Origin of the sequence: Tolypothrix sp. PCC 7601 (genome assembly GCF_025677855.1) — a bacterium.
In the GTDB taxonomy this organism is placed as follows: domain Bacteria; phylum Cyanobacteriota; class Cyanobacteriia; order Cyanobacteriales; family Nostocaceae; genus Aulosira; species Aulosira diplosiphon.
Genome location: NZ_CP064879.1, coordinates 6,326,264 through 6,343,872, shown reverse-complemented (window position 1 = coordinate 6,343,872; position 17,609 = coordinate 6,326,264). Strand labels below are relative to the sequence as shown.

11 protein-coding genes are annotated in these 17,609 nt (G+C 38.7%); 9 read left to right on the top strand and 2 right to left on the bottom strand.

Annotated elements, in window-relative coordinates; all coding sequences use genetic code 11:
- The first annotated feature begins 293 nt into the window (after positions 1-293).
- The 5 genes from HG267_RS25910 to nifN all read left to right on the top strand — a co-directional run bounded on the left by HG267_RS25910 (position 294) and on the right by nifN (position 6,787).
- Positions 294-521 (top strand): hypothetical protein, encoded by a 228-nt coding sequence (locus HG267_RS25910; protein ID WP_045868618.1) that lies wholly within the window; start codon positions 294-296, stop codon positions 519-521.
- 540 nt (positions 522-1,061) lie between these two features.
- On the top strand, positions 1,062-2,282 hold the full coding sequence (locus tag HG267_RS25905; RefSeq protein ID WP_071989352.1) for a substrate-binding domain-containing protein: 1,221 nt from the start codon (positions 1,062-1,064) through the stop codon (positions 2,280-2,282).
- A gap of 338 nt (positions 2,283-2,620) precedes the next feature.
- Positions 2,621-3,598 carry a nitrogenase iron protein gene (nifH, locus tag HG267_RS25900; RefSeq protein WP_045868616.1) on the top strand — a complete coding sequence of 326 codons (978 nt, stop codon included), beginning with the start codon at positions 2,621-2,623 and terminating at the stop codon, positions 3,596-3,598.
- 410 nt (positions 3,599-4,008) lie between these two features.
- Positions 4,009-5,340: a nitrogenase iron-molybdenum cofactor biosynthesis protein NifE gene (gene nifE / locus HG267_RS25895; protein ID WP_045868615.1), complete on the top strand. Its 1,332-nt coding sequence runs from the start codon at positions 4,009-4,011 to the stop codon at positions 5,338-5,340.
- 136 nt (positions 5,341-5,476) lie between these two features.
- Positions 5,477-6,787, top strand: coding sequence for a nitrogenase iron-molybdenum cofactor biosynthesis protein NifN (gene nifN / locus HG267_RS25890; RefSeq protein ID WP_045868614.1), 1,311 nt, complete (start codon positions 5,477-5,479; stop codon positions 6,785-6,787).
- Positions 6,788-7,904: 1,117 nt separating this feature from the next.
- On the opposite strand, the gene nifX is transcribed toward nifN, so the two are convergent.
- On the bottom strand, positions 7,905-8,306 hold the full coding sequence (nifX, locus tag HG267_RS25885) for a nitrogen fixation protein NifX (RefSeq protein ID WP_045868613.1): 402 nt from the start codon (positions 8,304-8,306) through the stop codon (positions 7,905-7,907).
- A 301-nt stretch (positions 8,307-8,607) separates the two neighbouring features.
- Entirely contained in the window at positions 8,608-10,038 is a 1,431-nt protein-coding gene (gene nifE / locus HG267_RS25880; RefSeq protein WP_045868612.1) for a nitrogenase iron-molybdenum cofactor biosynthesis protein NifE, read from the bottom strand.
- 1,100 nt (positions 10,039-11,138) lie between these two features.
- Here nifE (HG267_RS25880) and HG267_RS25875 point away from each other — a divergent pair.
- The 4 genes from HG267_RS25875 (at position 11,139) to cydB (ending at position 17,554) form a co-directional block, all read left to right on the top strand.
- Positions 11,139-11,618: a molybdopterin-binding protein gene (locus tag HG267_RS25875; RefSeq protein WP_045868611.1), complete on the top strand. Its 480-nt coding sequence runs from the start codon at positions 11,139-11,141 to the stop codon at positions 11,616-11,618.
- Positions 11,619-12,139: 521 nt separating this feature from the next.
- Entirely contained in the window at positions 12,140-14,182 is a 2,043-nt protein-coding gene (gene vnfD, locus HG267_RS25870) for a nitrogenase vanadium-iron protein, alpha chain (RefSeq protein ID WP_045868610.1), read from the top strand.
- A gap of 869 nt (positions 14,183-15,051) precedes the next feature.
- On the top strand, positions 15,052-16,458 hold the full coding sequence (locus HG267_RS25865) for a cytochrome ubiquinol oxidase subunit I (RefSeq protein ID WP_045868609.1): 1,407 nt from the start codon (positions 15,052-15,054) through the stop codon (positions 16,456-16,458).
- Positions 16,459-16,540: 82 nt separating this feature from the next.
- The gene (gene cydB, locus HG267_RS25860) at positions 16,541-17,554 is read left to right on the top strand and encodes a cytochrome d ubiquinol oxidase subunit II (RefSeq protein WP_045868608.1); all 1,014 of its coding nucleotides are present in this window, start codon (positions 16,541-16,543) and stop codon (positions 17,552-17,554) included.
- Positions 17,555-17,609: the final 55 nt, after the last annotated feature.

Below are 17,609 nucleotides of genomic sequence, written 5' to 3'. Positions count from 1 at the left end.
TTTTAATCGTGTCATTCCAGTAATTTGCAACCCAAGCTAAATTAGCCAAAAAATTGATGTGTTTTCAATTCATTTAAACGTCAATATTATTACTTTATATAAATTTATACATTAGTATTTTTACGTAATTAAGCTTAACTGCGGGAATTGATATTATGTCCGCTAATACCAATTCTCCAAAATATCGCTACACATAGGCAGCAGAGGGGCAGGGAGCAGGGTGAGAATTATCTGTTGCCTGAATTTAGAGAAACGGTATAAATTAGTTGCAATATGTCATAGCAAGTGGAACTGTGAAAATTCTCAAATCTACTGCGAGTTACAATGGCTTAACGCTGAGTAAAGGTGACATCAATCGCTACCGCTTGCAAGCAGATGTGGGGTTTGATGCAGCCAGGGATTTTCCATGTGTGCGTCCTTCAGAGGTGTTTGGTAAGGCTAAACCCGTTTCAGCAGAGCAGTATTATTTCGGTAGTGGGTTGATTAATGCTGAGGCGACTGTGGCAGAAGTAAAGCGGTAATTCGTAATTCGTAATTCGTAATTTGGAATTTTGGCGAGGCGATCACTTTTAGTTGCTACTTTATTTAATATGGCGATCGCAATTTATAAGTGAAGTGCGATCGCTATATCCTGACAGTGTTTGTCAATAGTCACACCATAAGTGCTGCAAACACTGTAGCGATCGCTCCATGTTTGTTGAATGTTGACAGTGAACGGTCAACGACTATAAACAGAAAAATTGATTTTTTGGTAATGTATTATTACTAAAATCGGATAATTGCGCTAATTTTACCAATTAAATTGGTAAAAATCTATAAATTTAATCAGAAAAATTCTTAATCCTCGCCAATTGGAGGTTTGCAGCCATAGCGCAAAAATTTTTTCCTTTAGCCAGTAAATTGGCAAAAGTTTATGATATTTTTAAATAGAGGGAATCAAAAACGCAAAAACGCACAGGCTACTATACACAAAGATATACTCTGAATCAGAGGCCGCGCTTTTGCTTTGGCAAATACAGTTAAATCCGCGACGGCTTTTTATCACTGAAAAAAAGAAGCCAATGAAGCAGGATAACAACCTCCGCAATAACTTGAAGTCAATCAGAACTCGCCTGGGCATGAGCCAGCAGGATTTAGCTAATATTGCGGGAGTTACCCGTCAAACCATTAGTGGTGTAGAGTCGGGACAATATGCTCCTTCAGTGGCAATTACACTGCGCTTGGCTAAAGCCTTGGGATGTCAAGTTGAGGATCTATTCTGGTTAGAGCAGGATTTACCTGAAATTGAAGCAGTTTTGACAAAAGAAGTCCCTTTAGGTCAGCAATTTAGGCTGAGTTTGGCAAGGGTAGGAGGTCAATGGATAGCTTATCCTTTAGTTGGCAGAGATGCTTTTCGCCAAGATATGATTCCGGCTGATGGTGAGACAGTTGCGGTGGACGGGTTCCCCGGCATAAGCAAACTGTCGTTCCCTGAAGGGGTTCCCGCAGGGTACCCGAAGGGTGAAGGCGTGAGTCAAAAAGCGACAGATAAAGTGAGAGTTCGGTTGTTAGATGATAATATCGCCGCACTTCATAACACTGTCGTGATTGCTGGCTGTTCTCCGGTGATTTCATTATGGGCCAGAGCAACCGAACGTTGGCATCCGCAACTGCGAGTCCAATATAACTTCGCAAATAGTATGGCAGCATTGCACAGCTTATGCCGAGGTGAAGCTCACATTGCGGGAATGCATCTATATGATCCGGAAACTGGGGAGTATAACATTCCCTTTGTGCGTGAAGTATTAGCCGGAAGGGAAGCAGTGATGATTACTCTAGGAGTTTGGGAAGAAGGACTATTAGTGCAGTCTGGGAATCCCAAAGGTATCAAATCAGTTACCAACTTAGTAGAAACCCAAGCAACTATTGTTAACCGTGAACTAGGTTCTGGAAGTCGAATGCTGTTAGAGCAAACACTGCAAAAGGAACAAGTACCATTTGATGCTATTCATGGGTTTGAGCAGATTGTGAGAAGCCACCAGGATGTTGCGGAAGCTGTAGCATCAGGAATGGCTGATGCAGGTATCAGTACGGCATCGGTAGCTACTGCATTTGGTCTAGGATTTGTACCCATGCATCAATCACGCTACGATTTAGTAATTCTCAAAGAATATTTAGAAGAAGCACCAGTACAGCAGTTACTCAATACTTTGGGACATAAGTTTGTGCATTCACAACTAGAAGTTCTCGGTGGTTATGACACCAGCAATATTGGCGCAGTTGTCGCAACTATTGGCAATTGATTGCAAAGTTTGGATTGGGTGTTTTAGGATAACCTCTGCGTAATACCAATTTAATAATTTTAGATTTTGGATTGGGAAATTATCCAAATTGCGATCGCATCACAGGTAGTATTTGCATTCGCAACTATATCAAAAATCAGCCATTAGTCAGGTTGCACCATTAATGACTAGTGGTGAAAGCAAACTTGTCACAACTTGAATATGTTGAGGATTTTAACTGCTTTTGCTGTAGAGCGATCGCCTCCAACGACGTTCTATATCAAATCACTGTTGGCCTTCCACAGTGAACACTCATAAACAAATCGACCCAGTAAGTAAACCATTGCAGGTAATCAATCATGTCAGGTGAAAAAATTAGACAAATAGCTTTCTACGGTAAAGGTGGTATTGGTAAATCTACTACCTCTCAAAATACCCTAGCTGCAATGGCAGAAGTGGGTCAACGGATTCTGATTGTGGGTTGTGATCCTAAAGCTGACTCCACCCGTTTGATTCTACATACCAAAGCTCAAACCACCGTACTACATTTGGCTGCTGAAAGAGGCGCAGTAGAAGACCTAGAACTTGATGAAGTCGTACTTCAAGGCTTCCGAGGCATTAAATGCGTAGAATCTGGTGGCCCAGAACCAGGTGTAGGTTGCGCCGGTCGGGGTATTATTACCGCTATTAACTTCTTGGAAGAAAACGGTGCTTACTCCAACGTAGACTTCGTATCCTATGACGTATTAGGTGACGTTGTGTGCGGTGGTTTTGCAATGCCAATTCGGGAAGGTAAAGCACAAGAAATCTACATTGTGACTTCCGGTGAAATGATGGCGATGTACGCTGCTAACAACATCGCTCGTGGTATTTTAAAATATGCTCACTCTGGTGGTGTACGCTTGGGTGGTTTGATTTGTAACAGCCGCAAAACAGACCGGGAAGATGAATTAATTACCACCCTCGCCAACAGACTCAGCACCCAAATGATTCACTTCGTCCCTCGTGACAACATCGTACAACACGCTGAGTTGCGCCGGATGACAGTCAACGAGTACGCACCTGATAGTAATCAAGCGAATGAATACCGGATATTAGCCGACAAGGTTATCAACAATCAAAATATGGCTATTCCTACACCCATCGAAATGGATGAGCTAGAAGCATTGTTGATTGAATTCGGTATTCTCGAAAGCGACGATGAAAAAGAAAAATTAGTTGGTATCAGCAAAGCTCAAGAAGAAACTACCAAAAAGCAAGAGGATGCTCAAGGTGAAGCACTCGAAGCAGTCAAAAAAGGCAACGTAGAAATCGTTTCCGGTAGAGATAAAAAGTAAGCTTTGTATTGACTCTCAAGAAGTAGATTTTATGTAGCCATGAGGTGGGCTAAAATAGCCCATCTTTTCTTCAAATATTGTTCAGGATGTGGAGGTTAAAAGATTATTGATATTTTACTGTATTAGCACCAAGCTGTTAATGTTTGCACAGCTAAAAATTTACGTTATTTGAGGTTTTGTTTTCTCCTTCTCTGTTGGTTGATTATTTACTCCATAAGGGATGGAATATTATTACCATCCCTTATTTTTTAGAATTGTTATTCATATTCAGCTTTGTCGCTGATGCGTTACGATAGCGTAACGCATCCTACCACATGAAATTTAAAAATAAAATATGAGTCCTATATATTTGAAAAAATATTTTTAATTATGCATACTTTGCCATTGAAAATCTACCCTTCAAAAGAGCAATGAAAACTAGTCAAGAAGAAATCAACGACCAGCCTTATAAATCAGAAGCCGAGCAAAATAATCAGTCTTGTTCACAATTATCTCAGCTTGGAGATAATTGCGATTGTGCCTTTGATGGTGCCATGATTACTCTAGTTCCTATTACTGATGCAGCTCATTTAGTCCACGGGCCAAACGGCTGCATAGGTAACTATTGGGGTGGTCGTGATAATCTCTCCTCTGGTTCTCTGATGTACAAAAATTGCTTTACTTCTGATATGGATGAGAGCGATATCATTTTTGGTGGTGCAAAAAAGCTGTACAGAGCAATTTTAGAATTGCAAAGACGTTACAAACCAGCAGCGATATTTGTCTACTCCACTTGCGTTTCTGCTCTCATTGGTGACGATATTAATGGAGCTTGCAGAGAGGCTGCTGAAATAACGGGAACACCAGTTATTCCTATAGATGCGCCTGGATTTGTGGGTCATCGGAATCAAGGTATTCGGTTAGCGAGTGAAGCTTTGTTAGAATATGTAATTGGTACTGCCGAACCTGATAAAACCACGCTTTATGATATCAATTTGATTGGTGAGTATAACATTGGTGGTGATATTTGGAATATATTACCAATGTTAGAAGAATTAGGTATTAGAGTACTATCAAAAATTACAGGTGATGCGCGTTATCAAGAAATATGTTACGCCCATCGTGCCAAGCTGAATGTTGTTAATAGTTCTGCTAAGGCTATGTTAAAAATGGCAAAGCAGATGGAAGAGCGTTTTCATATTCCTTACATCACAGAATCATTTTATGGTATAGACAATCTCAATCGTTGTCTCAGGAATATTGCAGCTAAGTTAGGTGACACAGAATTACAGGTACGCACAGAGAATTTAATTAATTCAGAAACTACGGCTTTAAATAATCAACTTGATTTTTATCTTCCTAGTCTCCAAGGAAAACGGATTTTAATTGATATTACCAATCTCAATAATTGGGCAATTATTTCAGCTATTCAATATCTGGGAATGGAAGTGCTGCTTTCTAGCACAAACAAGATAACTCAAGATAATCAACGCAAAATTCAAGGTTTATTCGGTGAGAATACTAAAATTTTAGGGATAGAGATTAGTCAGTTAATTACTGAATTTAAACCTGATTTATTAATTGCTAGCAATCACTATCAAGCCACAGCTATGAAAACCAAGATTCCTTTTTTAGACATAAATCAGGAACGCAAAAATGCATATACAGGTTATGCAGGAATTATCAGTGTGGCACAAGAATTGTATACAACTCTCTACAGTCCTGTATGGGAGCAGGTGCGTCGTCCTGCGCCTTGGGAGTAATAAAATTTTAGATTTTAGATTTTAGATTTTAGATTTTGGATTCTGGATTGTGAAAGATTGATTGCCTAAAAGCTTGGTCAATCAATCTTTCACAATCATTTTTCATTACTTCCTCTGTTCTCTCAAAGGTTAAATTATGGCGATTATTAGCATCACAAGTACATCAGTTGCAGTTAATCCTCTGAAGCAAAGCCAACCAGTAGGCGCAACCTTAGCTTTTTTAGGCTTGCAAGGTATGATGCCAATGTTACATGGTTCTCCTGGCTGTAGTGCTTTTACCAAGGTCGTTTTAACCAAGCATCTGGGTAAGGTATTTCCTCTATCTAGTACTGCCATGACAGAGGTTTCTACTATTTTAGGTGGTGAGGAAAATATTGAAAAGGCGATCGCAAAATTAGTGCAGATATCTCAACCCAAAATGATTGGTATATGTACCACTGGATTGACGGAAACCAGAGGGGATGACATGGGACGACTGCTCAAAGATATGCGTCAACGTTATTCGGAACTGTCTCAAGTACCGATTTACTTAGTCTCAACACCAGATTTTAAGGGTACATTACAAGATGGCTTTGCTGCAGCTGTAGAAAGTATCGTCAAGGAAATTCCGCAAACGACTGACAGACAAAATTGTTGTCCCAAGCAAATCACTATTTTGGCTAGTTCTGCTTTTACTCCTGGTGACTTGCAAGAAATTAAAGAAATTGTCTCTGCTTTTGGTTTGCAGCCTATCATTGTCCCTGACATATCTGGGTTACTAAATATTCACGCATTAGATGATCGGCATAGTTTGGTAACATCTGGTGGTACTAGCTTGCCACAATTAAGAGCTATTCCTCATTCTGTATTCACAATCGCATTAGGTGAGAGTATGCGCGGTGCAGCGCGAATCTTATCTCAAAAGTTCTGTACACCTTACGAAGTGTTTGACACAGTTTCAGGTTTAGAAGCTGCTGATAAATTCCTCCAAGCATTAGCAGATATCAGCAGTATCCCTGTACCAGCAAAATATCGTTACCAACGCTTACAGCTACAAGATGCAATGCTAGATGCTCACTTTTACTTTGGTGGTAAACGAGTCTCCTTAGCATTGGAACCAGATTTACTTTGGTCAACAGTTTCTTTTTTACAGTCGATGGGAGCGCAAATTCACGCGGCTGTGACTACAGCACGTTCCCCTCTGCTAGAAAAACTTCCAATCACCAGCGTGACTATCGGCGATTTAGAAGACTTTGAGCAACTAGCAGTTGGCTCAGATTTACTCATTAGTAATTCTCATGCAGTTACCATTTCTCAACGCCTAACAATCCCAATCTATCGTCAGGGAATCCCCATTTACGACCGTTTAGGGCATAATCAGTCCACCAAAGTAGGCTACCGAGGCACTATGCAGTATTTATTTGATATTGGTAATCTACTTTATGAGCAAAACAAGGCGAAAGTTTAGCATTTATATATTTTCTAAAGCAAGAATTCTGTCTATTCGCAAGTTATTTGGCAATATCTATGCTATGATTTATATATAGGGAATCAAAAGAGCAAAAGCAAAAAGATTTTCCATAGGGATTAGGTAGAAACCCAAGTAAAAAACTCTGCTTTTGTGTCAGCAAATCCAATTAATTCCGATGTAGCGTTTTGTAACTAAATATTTGGGATGCGCCTGTATAAACCCAAAACAAGATATTATCATCTTCCCTTGGTATGCAAATAGGGAATATTGATAACTCTTCGGATTTGGGAATGGATTCTGAGGCTAGGTTTGCACCCCAAACAGTCATAGAAAAGTTATCAAATCAGTTACAGTTGGAACAACCTTTGTGAATCACGAACAATTTGTTGGCTAACATTCGTCTGGCTCTGGTAAATAAACAAAATCCCCTTTGTGGGTAAACCAATGATTTGATGAACTGATGATCTAAATCTACAATGTTCTGGAGGTATTGTAGCTTTAATAGATTGGTAGCAGTTCTAGCGTTCTGGGGAGACATAGGTCTGCTTGCAGTTCATCAATCATCTTGGTTTTTTTAGATTATTATTTACTCACAATGCTAACGATTGTCTATTCATCAATTGCATTATTTCTAGCTTTAATCTGTTTAAGCATCACAGCTAAAATAACTAATCATTTTTTGCAAATAATAGCTATATTATTTGCAATGTTTTGGTTTTGTTCCAGCCTATTCTTTTCTTTAGTACCGATGGAGATTATACTGGCGATCGCTCTTTTTTACCTCACACCCAAGTTGCATTTTTGGTATTGCATCAAGTAGCTCTTTTAGTCATAAATCATCCGTTGCAATTTAGACCCCCGACTTCTTGAAGAAGTCGGGGTTCTGAACCATATAAATAACAAAATATCAATAATTTAAATTATTTATTTTTGAAATATATGCATATATTTATGATTATGTATGATGCATTAGCGCCAGCGTAACGCATCTCTTCTCTTCTGAAATTACAACATCTTTCCCAAAAATGTTGATGTGTTACGGCTTACGCCTAACACATCCTACATCATCTTTTCAGTTTTGACAGTCAACAGTTAACAGTCAACAGTCAACAAACTATTCTTCATCATGAGAATATGCGAAGTCATTTTCTTCCTGTAGCAAAGCTTTACGCAAAAGAGGCGGTGCATCCCCATTACAACTTTTAACTAACATATGCAAAATATCAGGAACTCTATCATATTCTTGCGCTCTTACAAGAGTTACACCTTGCTTAGTTAATTTGTTGCCGACTGGCGTACCAATAGCTTTCACATATACAATTTTGCAATCAATAATTGCTTCCATTTTGGGTGTAATCTTATCCTCATGCTCGGCTGCTTCTAGGTCACCCTCAAAAGTTAAAGTCTCAACAAAATTAAACCCATCTTTAGATACTTCATACACATCAATTTCTTTCGCCACTCCAAAATGAGTGTCAATATGTGTTCCGTCACTTGTCGTAAAAGCTACTTTCATTTATGGCTCTCCTTCAGGAAAAGTAATTGTTGTTTTTACACGAAAACGATGTAGATCCCCACAAGTTGGCTTGACCAGGCAAGGATTAAGATAGGAATTAGTACAAGCCGATAGGTGTAAAGCACGGGTTGTTTCTGATTCATACAAAATCCTCTGATATTCTGGTTAATTTCATAATTGATAGTTTTTAGTTCATCAGCTATCTCGCATACAACTGCTACATTTTTCTTGTTAACAGTTAACAGTTAACAGTTCACAGTTAACTATTAACTATTAACAAACCTCATATATCTTTGTGCAATCAATTAAGAGTAATATCCTCAGCTAAATCGCCAATTTTCTGTTCCCAAGGAGCAGGATTTCTTATTTGTTGCCACACAGGACTATACAAAGCTTTATATAATTCTCTTGCCATTTCTACCATGCCATCGTAACCAGCATAGGCATGATGACGTTCATGGTTAATATCTAAGAAAGGAATACGTGCTTTTAGCGCTGTATATTGATTGCTAGCGCCAGCCACTAACATATCAGCTTTTGTATCTTGTAGAACTTGTAATAATGCTTTAGGACTACCTTTAGACAGAACAAGACCATCTTGTCCAAGTAGCTGCTTAATTTTTATTTTTTCATCTTCTGTACTTTTGCGATCGCTCGTAGCAACAACTTCCATTCCTAAATCTTTTGCTGCTAAAATAATCGACCAACTTTTGACACCACCACTATAAAGAACAATACGCTTTCCTTCTAACCGCGAACGGTAAGGAGCTAAAGCAATATCTAAGGCTGCGGTTTTTTTAGTAATCAAGCGTTCTGTGCGCTCTAGAAGATAGCGTGTAGCTGAACTATCGCCAAGCAATTTACCTAATGCTTCGGCAATATTCCGCAAGCAACGGCTCATATTTTCTACACCGTAGAAAGATTCTTCTATATAAGGAATGCCGTACAATTCCTGCATTTTTTGTGCTATTTTGAGCGAAACATTAGAGCAAATCACTACATTTAACTTGGCACGATGAGCATGGCAAATTTCTTCATAGCGAGCATCACCTGTAATTTTAGATAAAACACGAATACCCAAACTCTTGAATAGTGGTAAAACATTCCATATTTCACCAGCAACATTGTAATCACCAATAATATTGATATCAAATGGAGTAGTGAATTCTGGTGATGCAGTACCAACTACGTACTTTAATAAAGCGTCACCACCAATACGATTACCCAAATTCTTACTACCAATAAATCCAGGCGCATTTATATGAATAACAGGAATATCAGTTTCATCTTCAGCAGCTTTACAAATACTATCTATATCATCACCAATTAAAGCAGTCACACAAGTAGCATAAACAAATATAGCTGCCGGATGATAACGTTTAGCAATTTCTAGAATACTTTGATAAAGCTTCTTTTCTCCACCAAAAACAATATCTTGTTCACTCAAATCTGTACTAAAGCCGATTTGATAAAGTTTAGAGCCAGAAGAGAGACTACCACGACTTCCCCAAGGGTTACGAGTACAAGAAACAGGGCCATGTACTAAATGAGCAACATCAGTAATTGGGCCTAGAGCAACCATTGCGCCTTCAAAAGGACAATTACCTTGAGCCGCTCCTGGTTGTGGTGGTTTTTTACAAGTAGGTTTTTTGTTGTTATTAGATGTAACTTGTTTATGTTCGCAAGTTGTATTGTTGAGTAAGTTATTGATTTCTTCTTGAGAGTTTTTCATGTCTTTCCTTATATCAGTTCGGATAGAGTGAAAAAATTAATCAGTAAAATACTTGAGTTAGCTGTCGCGCCATCTTTTTAAGATTTCTGATTGCAGCCTGGTTAAGAAAGATAGAGGAGTGAGCAACTAACAGGATTAACCATAATCAACCTACGATGACGGTGTTATAGATAATATTGACTGCACATCCTCTATCTGTAATCCAACTCGCGGGAAAAGAAACTTTTCCCTGGTCGATGCACCATGTATGAAAACTTTATATTTGGTGAAAAAGCGTCAAGCTAATTCGCTTCATTGTGGTAACCAAAAATTTTCTGACTTACAGATAGCAACTATTAGTAATGTCAGTTGCATTCAAATGTCATGAATTTGCCAGATTACATAATAATTGAAATCTATATCAAGGCTTAACTCTTGATCGGGACATACAATCAATCCATGAAACTTCAAGCCTCAAGTCTATTTTTTACCTTTGACTTTTGACTTCTGGGTACGCGATTAATCATGCCTCTGTGATTTTTGTTTCTAAGCAAGTATGCACAACAGGAAGTTTTTCATGTAGAAGCACTGTTAATACATTTGCTATTCTTATTCCCTCTACTGCAAGAATAGCATACATCTTGCCAAAGTACTTGCCGATTTTTATTTTTATTCCCAAATTATCAGGGTTTCTCGACAAACAGCAATAGCAATTGAATTATGAGGCAAGTTTATATAACATTATGCTAAAATAATTGCGTACAATATATGTTTTGTGTAGATGATCCCTCGTACAGACGCGCTGTGGCGCGTCTATACCTTATCTGGTCTGATGTTAGCACCACAAACTGTCACCTTGTGTCCAACGCTCAACAATGTGACTACAGTTACCACAGGATTTACAACTGGGAAACTAGCGGTCAATTTTCATCAGTGTTCCACCAGACTATGCTTGCTCAGATTCCAGTTGCACTATCTCACCCCATCTGAGTAGGGGCTGGTTGATGCATATCATTATTGTGCAATGAGGATCATTTGTGAAACTTTCTCTATCTGTGCAAATGGTCTGTGTCAATTTTTACTAGGTTACCAACATCAACAAGTAGTTTGCTAACAGTAATATGCCAAGAAAAGAGCAGGGCTGGATTACATTTCAAGCATCAGATGAAGAGCGAAAACTGCTCGATAAATTATCTAAAAAGTTGCGCCGTACTAAAACAGAAATCCTGCGAGAAATGTTACGTGGGCTTGAGCAAAGTTATACGCGATCGCCAAAATCAACAGCAACTCCAAAGCCACAACAAAAAGAGCCGAATAGTCAGTTTATAGAAATTACTAATTCTCAAAAGCATCTCAAAATTAACTCACATAATATACTTCAAGGCATCATCACAGAAGTGTTGCGTACAGAAATAACTAGTCAAATCACTATCAAAGTGATTCAAGAAGTAGAGTTAACTTCAATTATTACCACTGCCTCAGTAGATGAATTAGATTTATCCGAAGGTACAGAAGCTTACGTAGTGATCAACTCTAATAATATAGTGATAGCAAGGGAAGAATCTTCTGTACTGAATGCAGACCGTTGCAACAAGGTATAAGATGTAATTATTTTTTTTAGTTTATCTAAGTAATTTAATTGTAGCTTATTCAATGATTTACTTGATTTTTAGGTTACACAAAATTAAAATTTTTAATTGATTTATTGCGGTAATCAAACATTATATTGTCAGCTAATATTTCTAACAATCAAGTTGATTTCGCCTTGTTTATTTAATTATTACTATCACAAAACATTTAATTGATTTTGAAATATACAGAACTGTCTATCTATTTTCATTCATAGAATAACTTTAAGAATACTTCAAATTTCGTGATTAAAATTACTATTATTAACTAACAAGATTACTATTATTTAAAAAGAGCAGCGATAGACAAAGATTTCTGGTAAGAGAACGGCAGTAAATAAGCTAATGCGCGTCTAAATTACATAACTACTAATCAGGGCTGTTAACTGTTAACGGTCAACTGTCAACAGCCCTCACGATTGATTGTGTAACTTCAAAGCAGAATACCTTAAATCTCTCTTCTTCTGTGGGTATTGCGTCAGGAGCAATTAGATATGCCATTGAAACTATTGAAATGCGACGAAACAATTCCCGAACGGGAAAAGCACGTTTATATCAAAGAAAAAGGCGAAGACACCACCCAATTCTTACCACTATCAAACATTGAAACCATCCCCGGCTCACTCTCAGAAAGAGGCTGTAGCTATTGCGGTGCGAAACTCGTAATTGGTGGTGTACTCAAAGACACCATTCAAATGATTCACGGCCCCATCGGCTGCGCCTACGACACCTGGCACACCAAACGCTATCCCAGCGACAACGGACACTTTCAACTCAAATATGTCTGGTCATCAGACATGAAAGAGCAACACGTCGTCTTTGGTGGAGAAAAACAACTAGCCAAATCCATCAGAGAAGCCTTCAAAGAATTTCCCGACATCAAACGGATGATTGTCTACACCACCTGCGCCACCGCCTTGATTGGTGATGATATTCGCGCCGTCGTTAAAAGCGCACAGCAAGAACTAGGTGATGTAGACATCTTCTGTGTAGAATGTCCTGGATTTGCTGGTGTGAGCCAATCCAAAGGACACCACGTCCTTAACATCGCTTGGATTAACGAAAAAGTTGGGACATTTGAACCAGAAATCACCTCACCCTACACCATCAACGTCATCGGCGACTACAACATCCAAGGTGACACCTTTGTACTGGAGAAGTACATGGAAAAAATGGGCGTACAAATCATCGCCCACTTTACAGGGAACGGTACTTACGACGCGCTCAGAGGAATGCACAGAGCGCAACTCAACGTTACCAACTGTGCCCGGAGTGCCGGTTATATCGCCAACGAACTCAAGAAAAGATACGGCATCCCCCGGATGGACGTAGACACTTGGGGCTTTGACTATTGCCAAGAAGCATTGCGGAAAATCGGTGCTTTCTTTGGTATTGAAGACAGAGCCGAAGCTGTGATTGCTGAAGAAGTTGCTAAATACCAAGACAGGATGAATTGGTATAAAGAACGGCTCAAAGGCAAAAAAGTCTGTATTTGGACAGGTGGCCCCAGATTGTGGCACTGGACAAAAGCATTGGAAGATGACTTAGGAATGCAAGTCGTATCCATGTCTTCCAAGTTTGGACACCAAGAAGACTTTGAAAAAGTCATTGCCAGAGGTCAAGAAGGCACAATCTATATTGATGATGGTAATGAACTAGAATTCTTTGAAGTTCTAGAGATGATCCGTCCTGATGTAGTGTTGACTGGGCCCCGTGTCGGTGCGTTAGTCAAGAAATTGCACTTACCATACATCAATGGTCATGGTTACCACAATGGGCCATACATGGGATTTGAAGGTGCAGTGAATATGGCGCGTGACTTATACAATGCCATTTACTCTCCTTTGATGAACTTGGCTGGTATTGATATCCGCGATGATGAAACCAAGAAGTTTTTATTCTCTGAGGATGTCAAAGCCGAGGAAAGGCCTGTAGTTGAGAAAACAAGCAATATCTCGACTATAGATCAAGTGGTTGTGGAAACACCTGCTCATCAAAGCCTTTGTGTAGATAGAAATAATCTTGTGGCTAACTCTTCATTTCTCCCTACACATGAAGTCAAAGGCTGGAATTTAGAACTCAGAACTCTTGTTAGTGAAGAAAATAGGAGATTTATGGACAGCGAAGTACAATCAGCAAAATCTGTGGATATGACATTTGACGATGCGGGAGCAAGCGATGAAACTTTAATACTGGAAACTCAGACATCGCCAACTAAACTACAATTATCTCAATGGCAGCTAGTTAGCAGAAAAGTTTGGGGAATTTTAAAACAATTACCTCAATACATAGCTAAATTTTCTTCTCAAAACCAGCCATTAATTCTCGGTATCATCTTGATGATTGCTGTACTAATTACGGTGAAGCTAGTTATAGCTTTATTAAATGCAATCAATGAGATTCCATTACTGCCATTCGTTTTTGAGTTGGTTGGTATTAGTTATGTAGGATGGTTTATCTCTCGATATCTACTCAAAGCTTCTGCTCGTCAAGAATTAGTTAACAGAATTCACTCTCTCCAAAAAGAAATTGTTTAGAGAGCAAATTCATTACCAGGACACCAAGAAAGATGGTGCGTTAGCGATAGCGTAACGCACCCTACTAGCGTGGCAAGGCTAAAATGTTGCAATAATTTTTCTTGTGGGGTGGACATCTTGTCCGCCCTGGACGGGTGAGACACCCATCCCACAAGAGTTTTTTTATGCACTATTTTAGGCGTGTCAGTCCACTACAATTTAAGGTGTACTTGCAGAATTGGTATAAGAGCTAAAAGGCTTGAGATTTATAACTATGATAATTTTGGGATGGAAAAGTTAATATTTAATTTGCGTGAAAATTTACGCAAATTAAATATTAGTTTTTATATGTTTCTCAATATGTACATCAAACCATCTCAAGTTTTAGAGAATATATAATTTAAAGACGGAAAAGCGATAAGCAGAAAATATCCAAAATACATAATTAAATCTACTCAATCTTGTTAAGTACATGGACAAATAGACATAATTATGTAATTTAAACCTTAAATACTTATCGCTTTGATCAGCCAAAATGATTACTATTATTAATATCTAATCATCTGATAGATGTCAAAAGACAAGCTGTCACAGACCTTAAATCTCTGAATATGCTATGATTTGCGATATCAAAATAGCCAGATAAATTAAATATCTTCAGTTTTCTGGTTTTTATATTTTCGATTGAACAAGTGGTAAGTGATACAGAAAATCGAACTGAATATTTCTAGGCTAATATTCAGACCCGATTTTCCAAATAGGAATTTATTTCCCAGATATTGAAGTAACGAGAATAATCATTTCTTATTTAGCTTACTTCTTGCTCGTAAATTCTGGAAATAAAGACACATCAAAAATGCCTTGGATGGCAAAATATTTGAGGACAAACTATGAGTTTTTTTGCAGATACAGTGATGCTTTCACGCATCCAATTTGCTGTTACCAGCATCTTCCATATGTTTTGGCCCATCTTAACAATTGGGATGTCTTGGTATTTGGTGGTGATGGAAGTACTATGGCTAAAAACCAAAGATACTAATTTTTATCACCATGCACGTTTTTGGTCAAAACTATACATTCTTAATTTTGGGCTTGGTGTTGCTTCTGGTGTCGCCATTGAATTTGAATTTGGCGCAAATTGGGCACCATTTTCTTTAGCTGTTGGTGACTTTTTAGGTAGTATTCTAGGCTTTGAAGGCACGATGGCATTTATGCTAGAAGCTGCTTTCCTGGGAATTATGATTTATGGTTGGAATCGTGTTCCACCTCTGATGCACTTGCTAGCAACTATATTGGTCGCCATTGGTGCTACACTCTCATCTTTCTGGATTATTGTTGCTAACTCATGGATGCAAACACCATCTGGTGGGGAAATGGTGGATGGGAAATTTTTGGTTCATAGTTACCTAGAAGCAATTTTCAACCCAGCAGCTTTAAGTAGCTGGGTTCACATGGTATTAGCAATTCTCGAAACCGCCTTGTTTGTCATTGGTGGTATCAGTGCTTGGTATATCCTCAACAAGCGCTATGAAGAGTTTTTTAGCAAATCTTTCAAACTTGCGATCGCATTAGCTATTCTTGTCACTCCTCTACAAATTATTGTTGGTCACTTCAGTGGTGAGGAAGTATACCACAACCAACCTGCAAAATTAGCTGCGATCGAAGCTTTATGGGACACCGTACCTGCTGGTGAATCTGCACCTTGGAATGTTTTGGTTGCACCCAATGTTCAAGACAGTAAGAATAACTGGTCACTTAGTGTACCAGGTGGTTTAGGTATGGTTTTATCCATGAAACCTCAACTTGACGAACCTGTATTGGGTTTAAATGAGTGGAAACCAGAAGATCGTCCCCATGCAGTATCTCTGATATTTTATTCTTTCCGCATGATGGTAGGTATTGGCTTCTTTTTTGTGGGCTTAATGGGAGTCAGCCTCGTGCAATGGTTGCGCGGTAAGCTGACTGTAGAAAATATTACTGCCCAAACTTGGTTAATGCGAGCTTGGATATTTGCTGCACCCTTGGGATATCTCGCTGTGGAATCAGGCTGGATGGTGCGAGAAGTTGGGAGACAACCTTGGATTGTTTACGGCAAAATTCGTACTGCTGAGGCTGTATCTCACGTTCCCGCTAGCAATGTCTTAGTCTCACTGATTGCTTATACCAGTATCTATTTAATGTTACTTGGCTGCGCTTTGTATTTTGGTAGTCGGATTGTTCGCCAAGGGCCAAATTTAGGACTTCCAATCCCCAATCCAGATTTACTCAAGAGCAGTAAAGCAGAAAGTTTGACCTAAAGCTTAAAAAGTAAAAAGTAAAAATTATCTTTTTACTTTTGCCTTGTTCGGTCACCATCAATCAAACATTACTGGAGATTTCATGGAAGCCATAAATACGACCTTACCACTACTTTGGTTTGCACTTGTTGCTTTATTCCTCACTTTGTACTTAATTACAGATGGCTTTGATTTAGGTGTGGGAATTTTAACGCTAACTGCTGCTAACGAAGAACGCCGAGGGATTATTATCAATACCTTAAGTACAGTTTGGGATGCTAACGAAACTTGGTTGGTATGTACAGGCGGATTATTGTATGGTGCATTTCCCCTCGCTTACGCTACTATCGTCAATGCTCTTTATATTCCAATCACTTTGATGGTGATCGGGTTTATCTTCCGCGCTGTCTCCTTTGAATTTCGCGAACATTCTCTCAACAAAACTTTTTGGAATATTGGTTTTGGAGGAGGTAGTTTATTAGTAGCTTTGTCTCAAGGATTAATCTTAGGTGGCGTAATTGCGGGAATTAAAGTTGATGAAGCTGGTAACTTTATTGGTGGTACTTGGGATTGGTGGAATTTACCATCAATATTAGTAGCATTAACTGTAGTGCAAGGCTACGTTTTAATCGGTTCTACCTACTTAATTGCCAAGACAGAAGGTGAATTAAAAAGATATCACTACATTACCGCCAAATTTAGCGCTCTCACTACATTTTCTGGTGCATTAGCCTTAACAATTGCCACACCCATGTTCTACGAACAAGTGCGCGATCGCTTATTCCATCAACCAGAAGTTTGGATATTCGCAGCAATTCCCATTTTGGCAACTGGTGCAGTAGGGCTACTAATGAATAGTATTAACCTACGTCAGGAAAGAATGCCTTTTATCTGGTCAATAGTGGTTTTCTTAATCACTATTCTTGCCTTGGCTTTCGTGGTGTTTCCTTACATTATTCCTTTCCAAGTTACTATTTATCAAGCATCCTCTTCCCTTAGCTCCCAAGCCTTCATGATTGCTTTTATTGGCTTTTTTGTCCCACTTTTACTACTTTATAATGTCTATCTTTACCGAGTATTTCAAGGTAAAGTTATCAGCCCCCATTATGGAGAGTAAAAAGCTCAATTTTTGAGGAGTTCAGTTGAGAAAATTGAAAATACTGGGTTAGGTT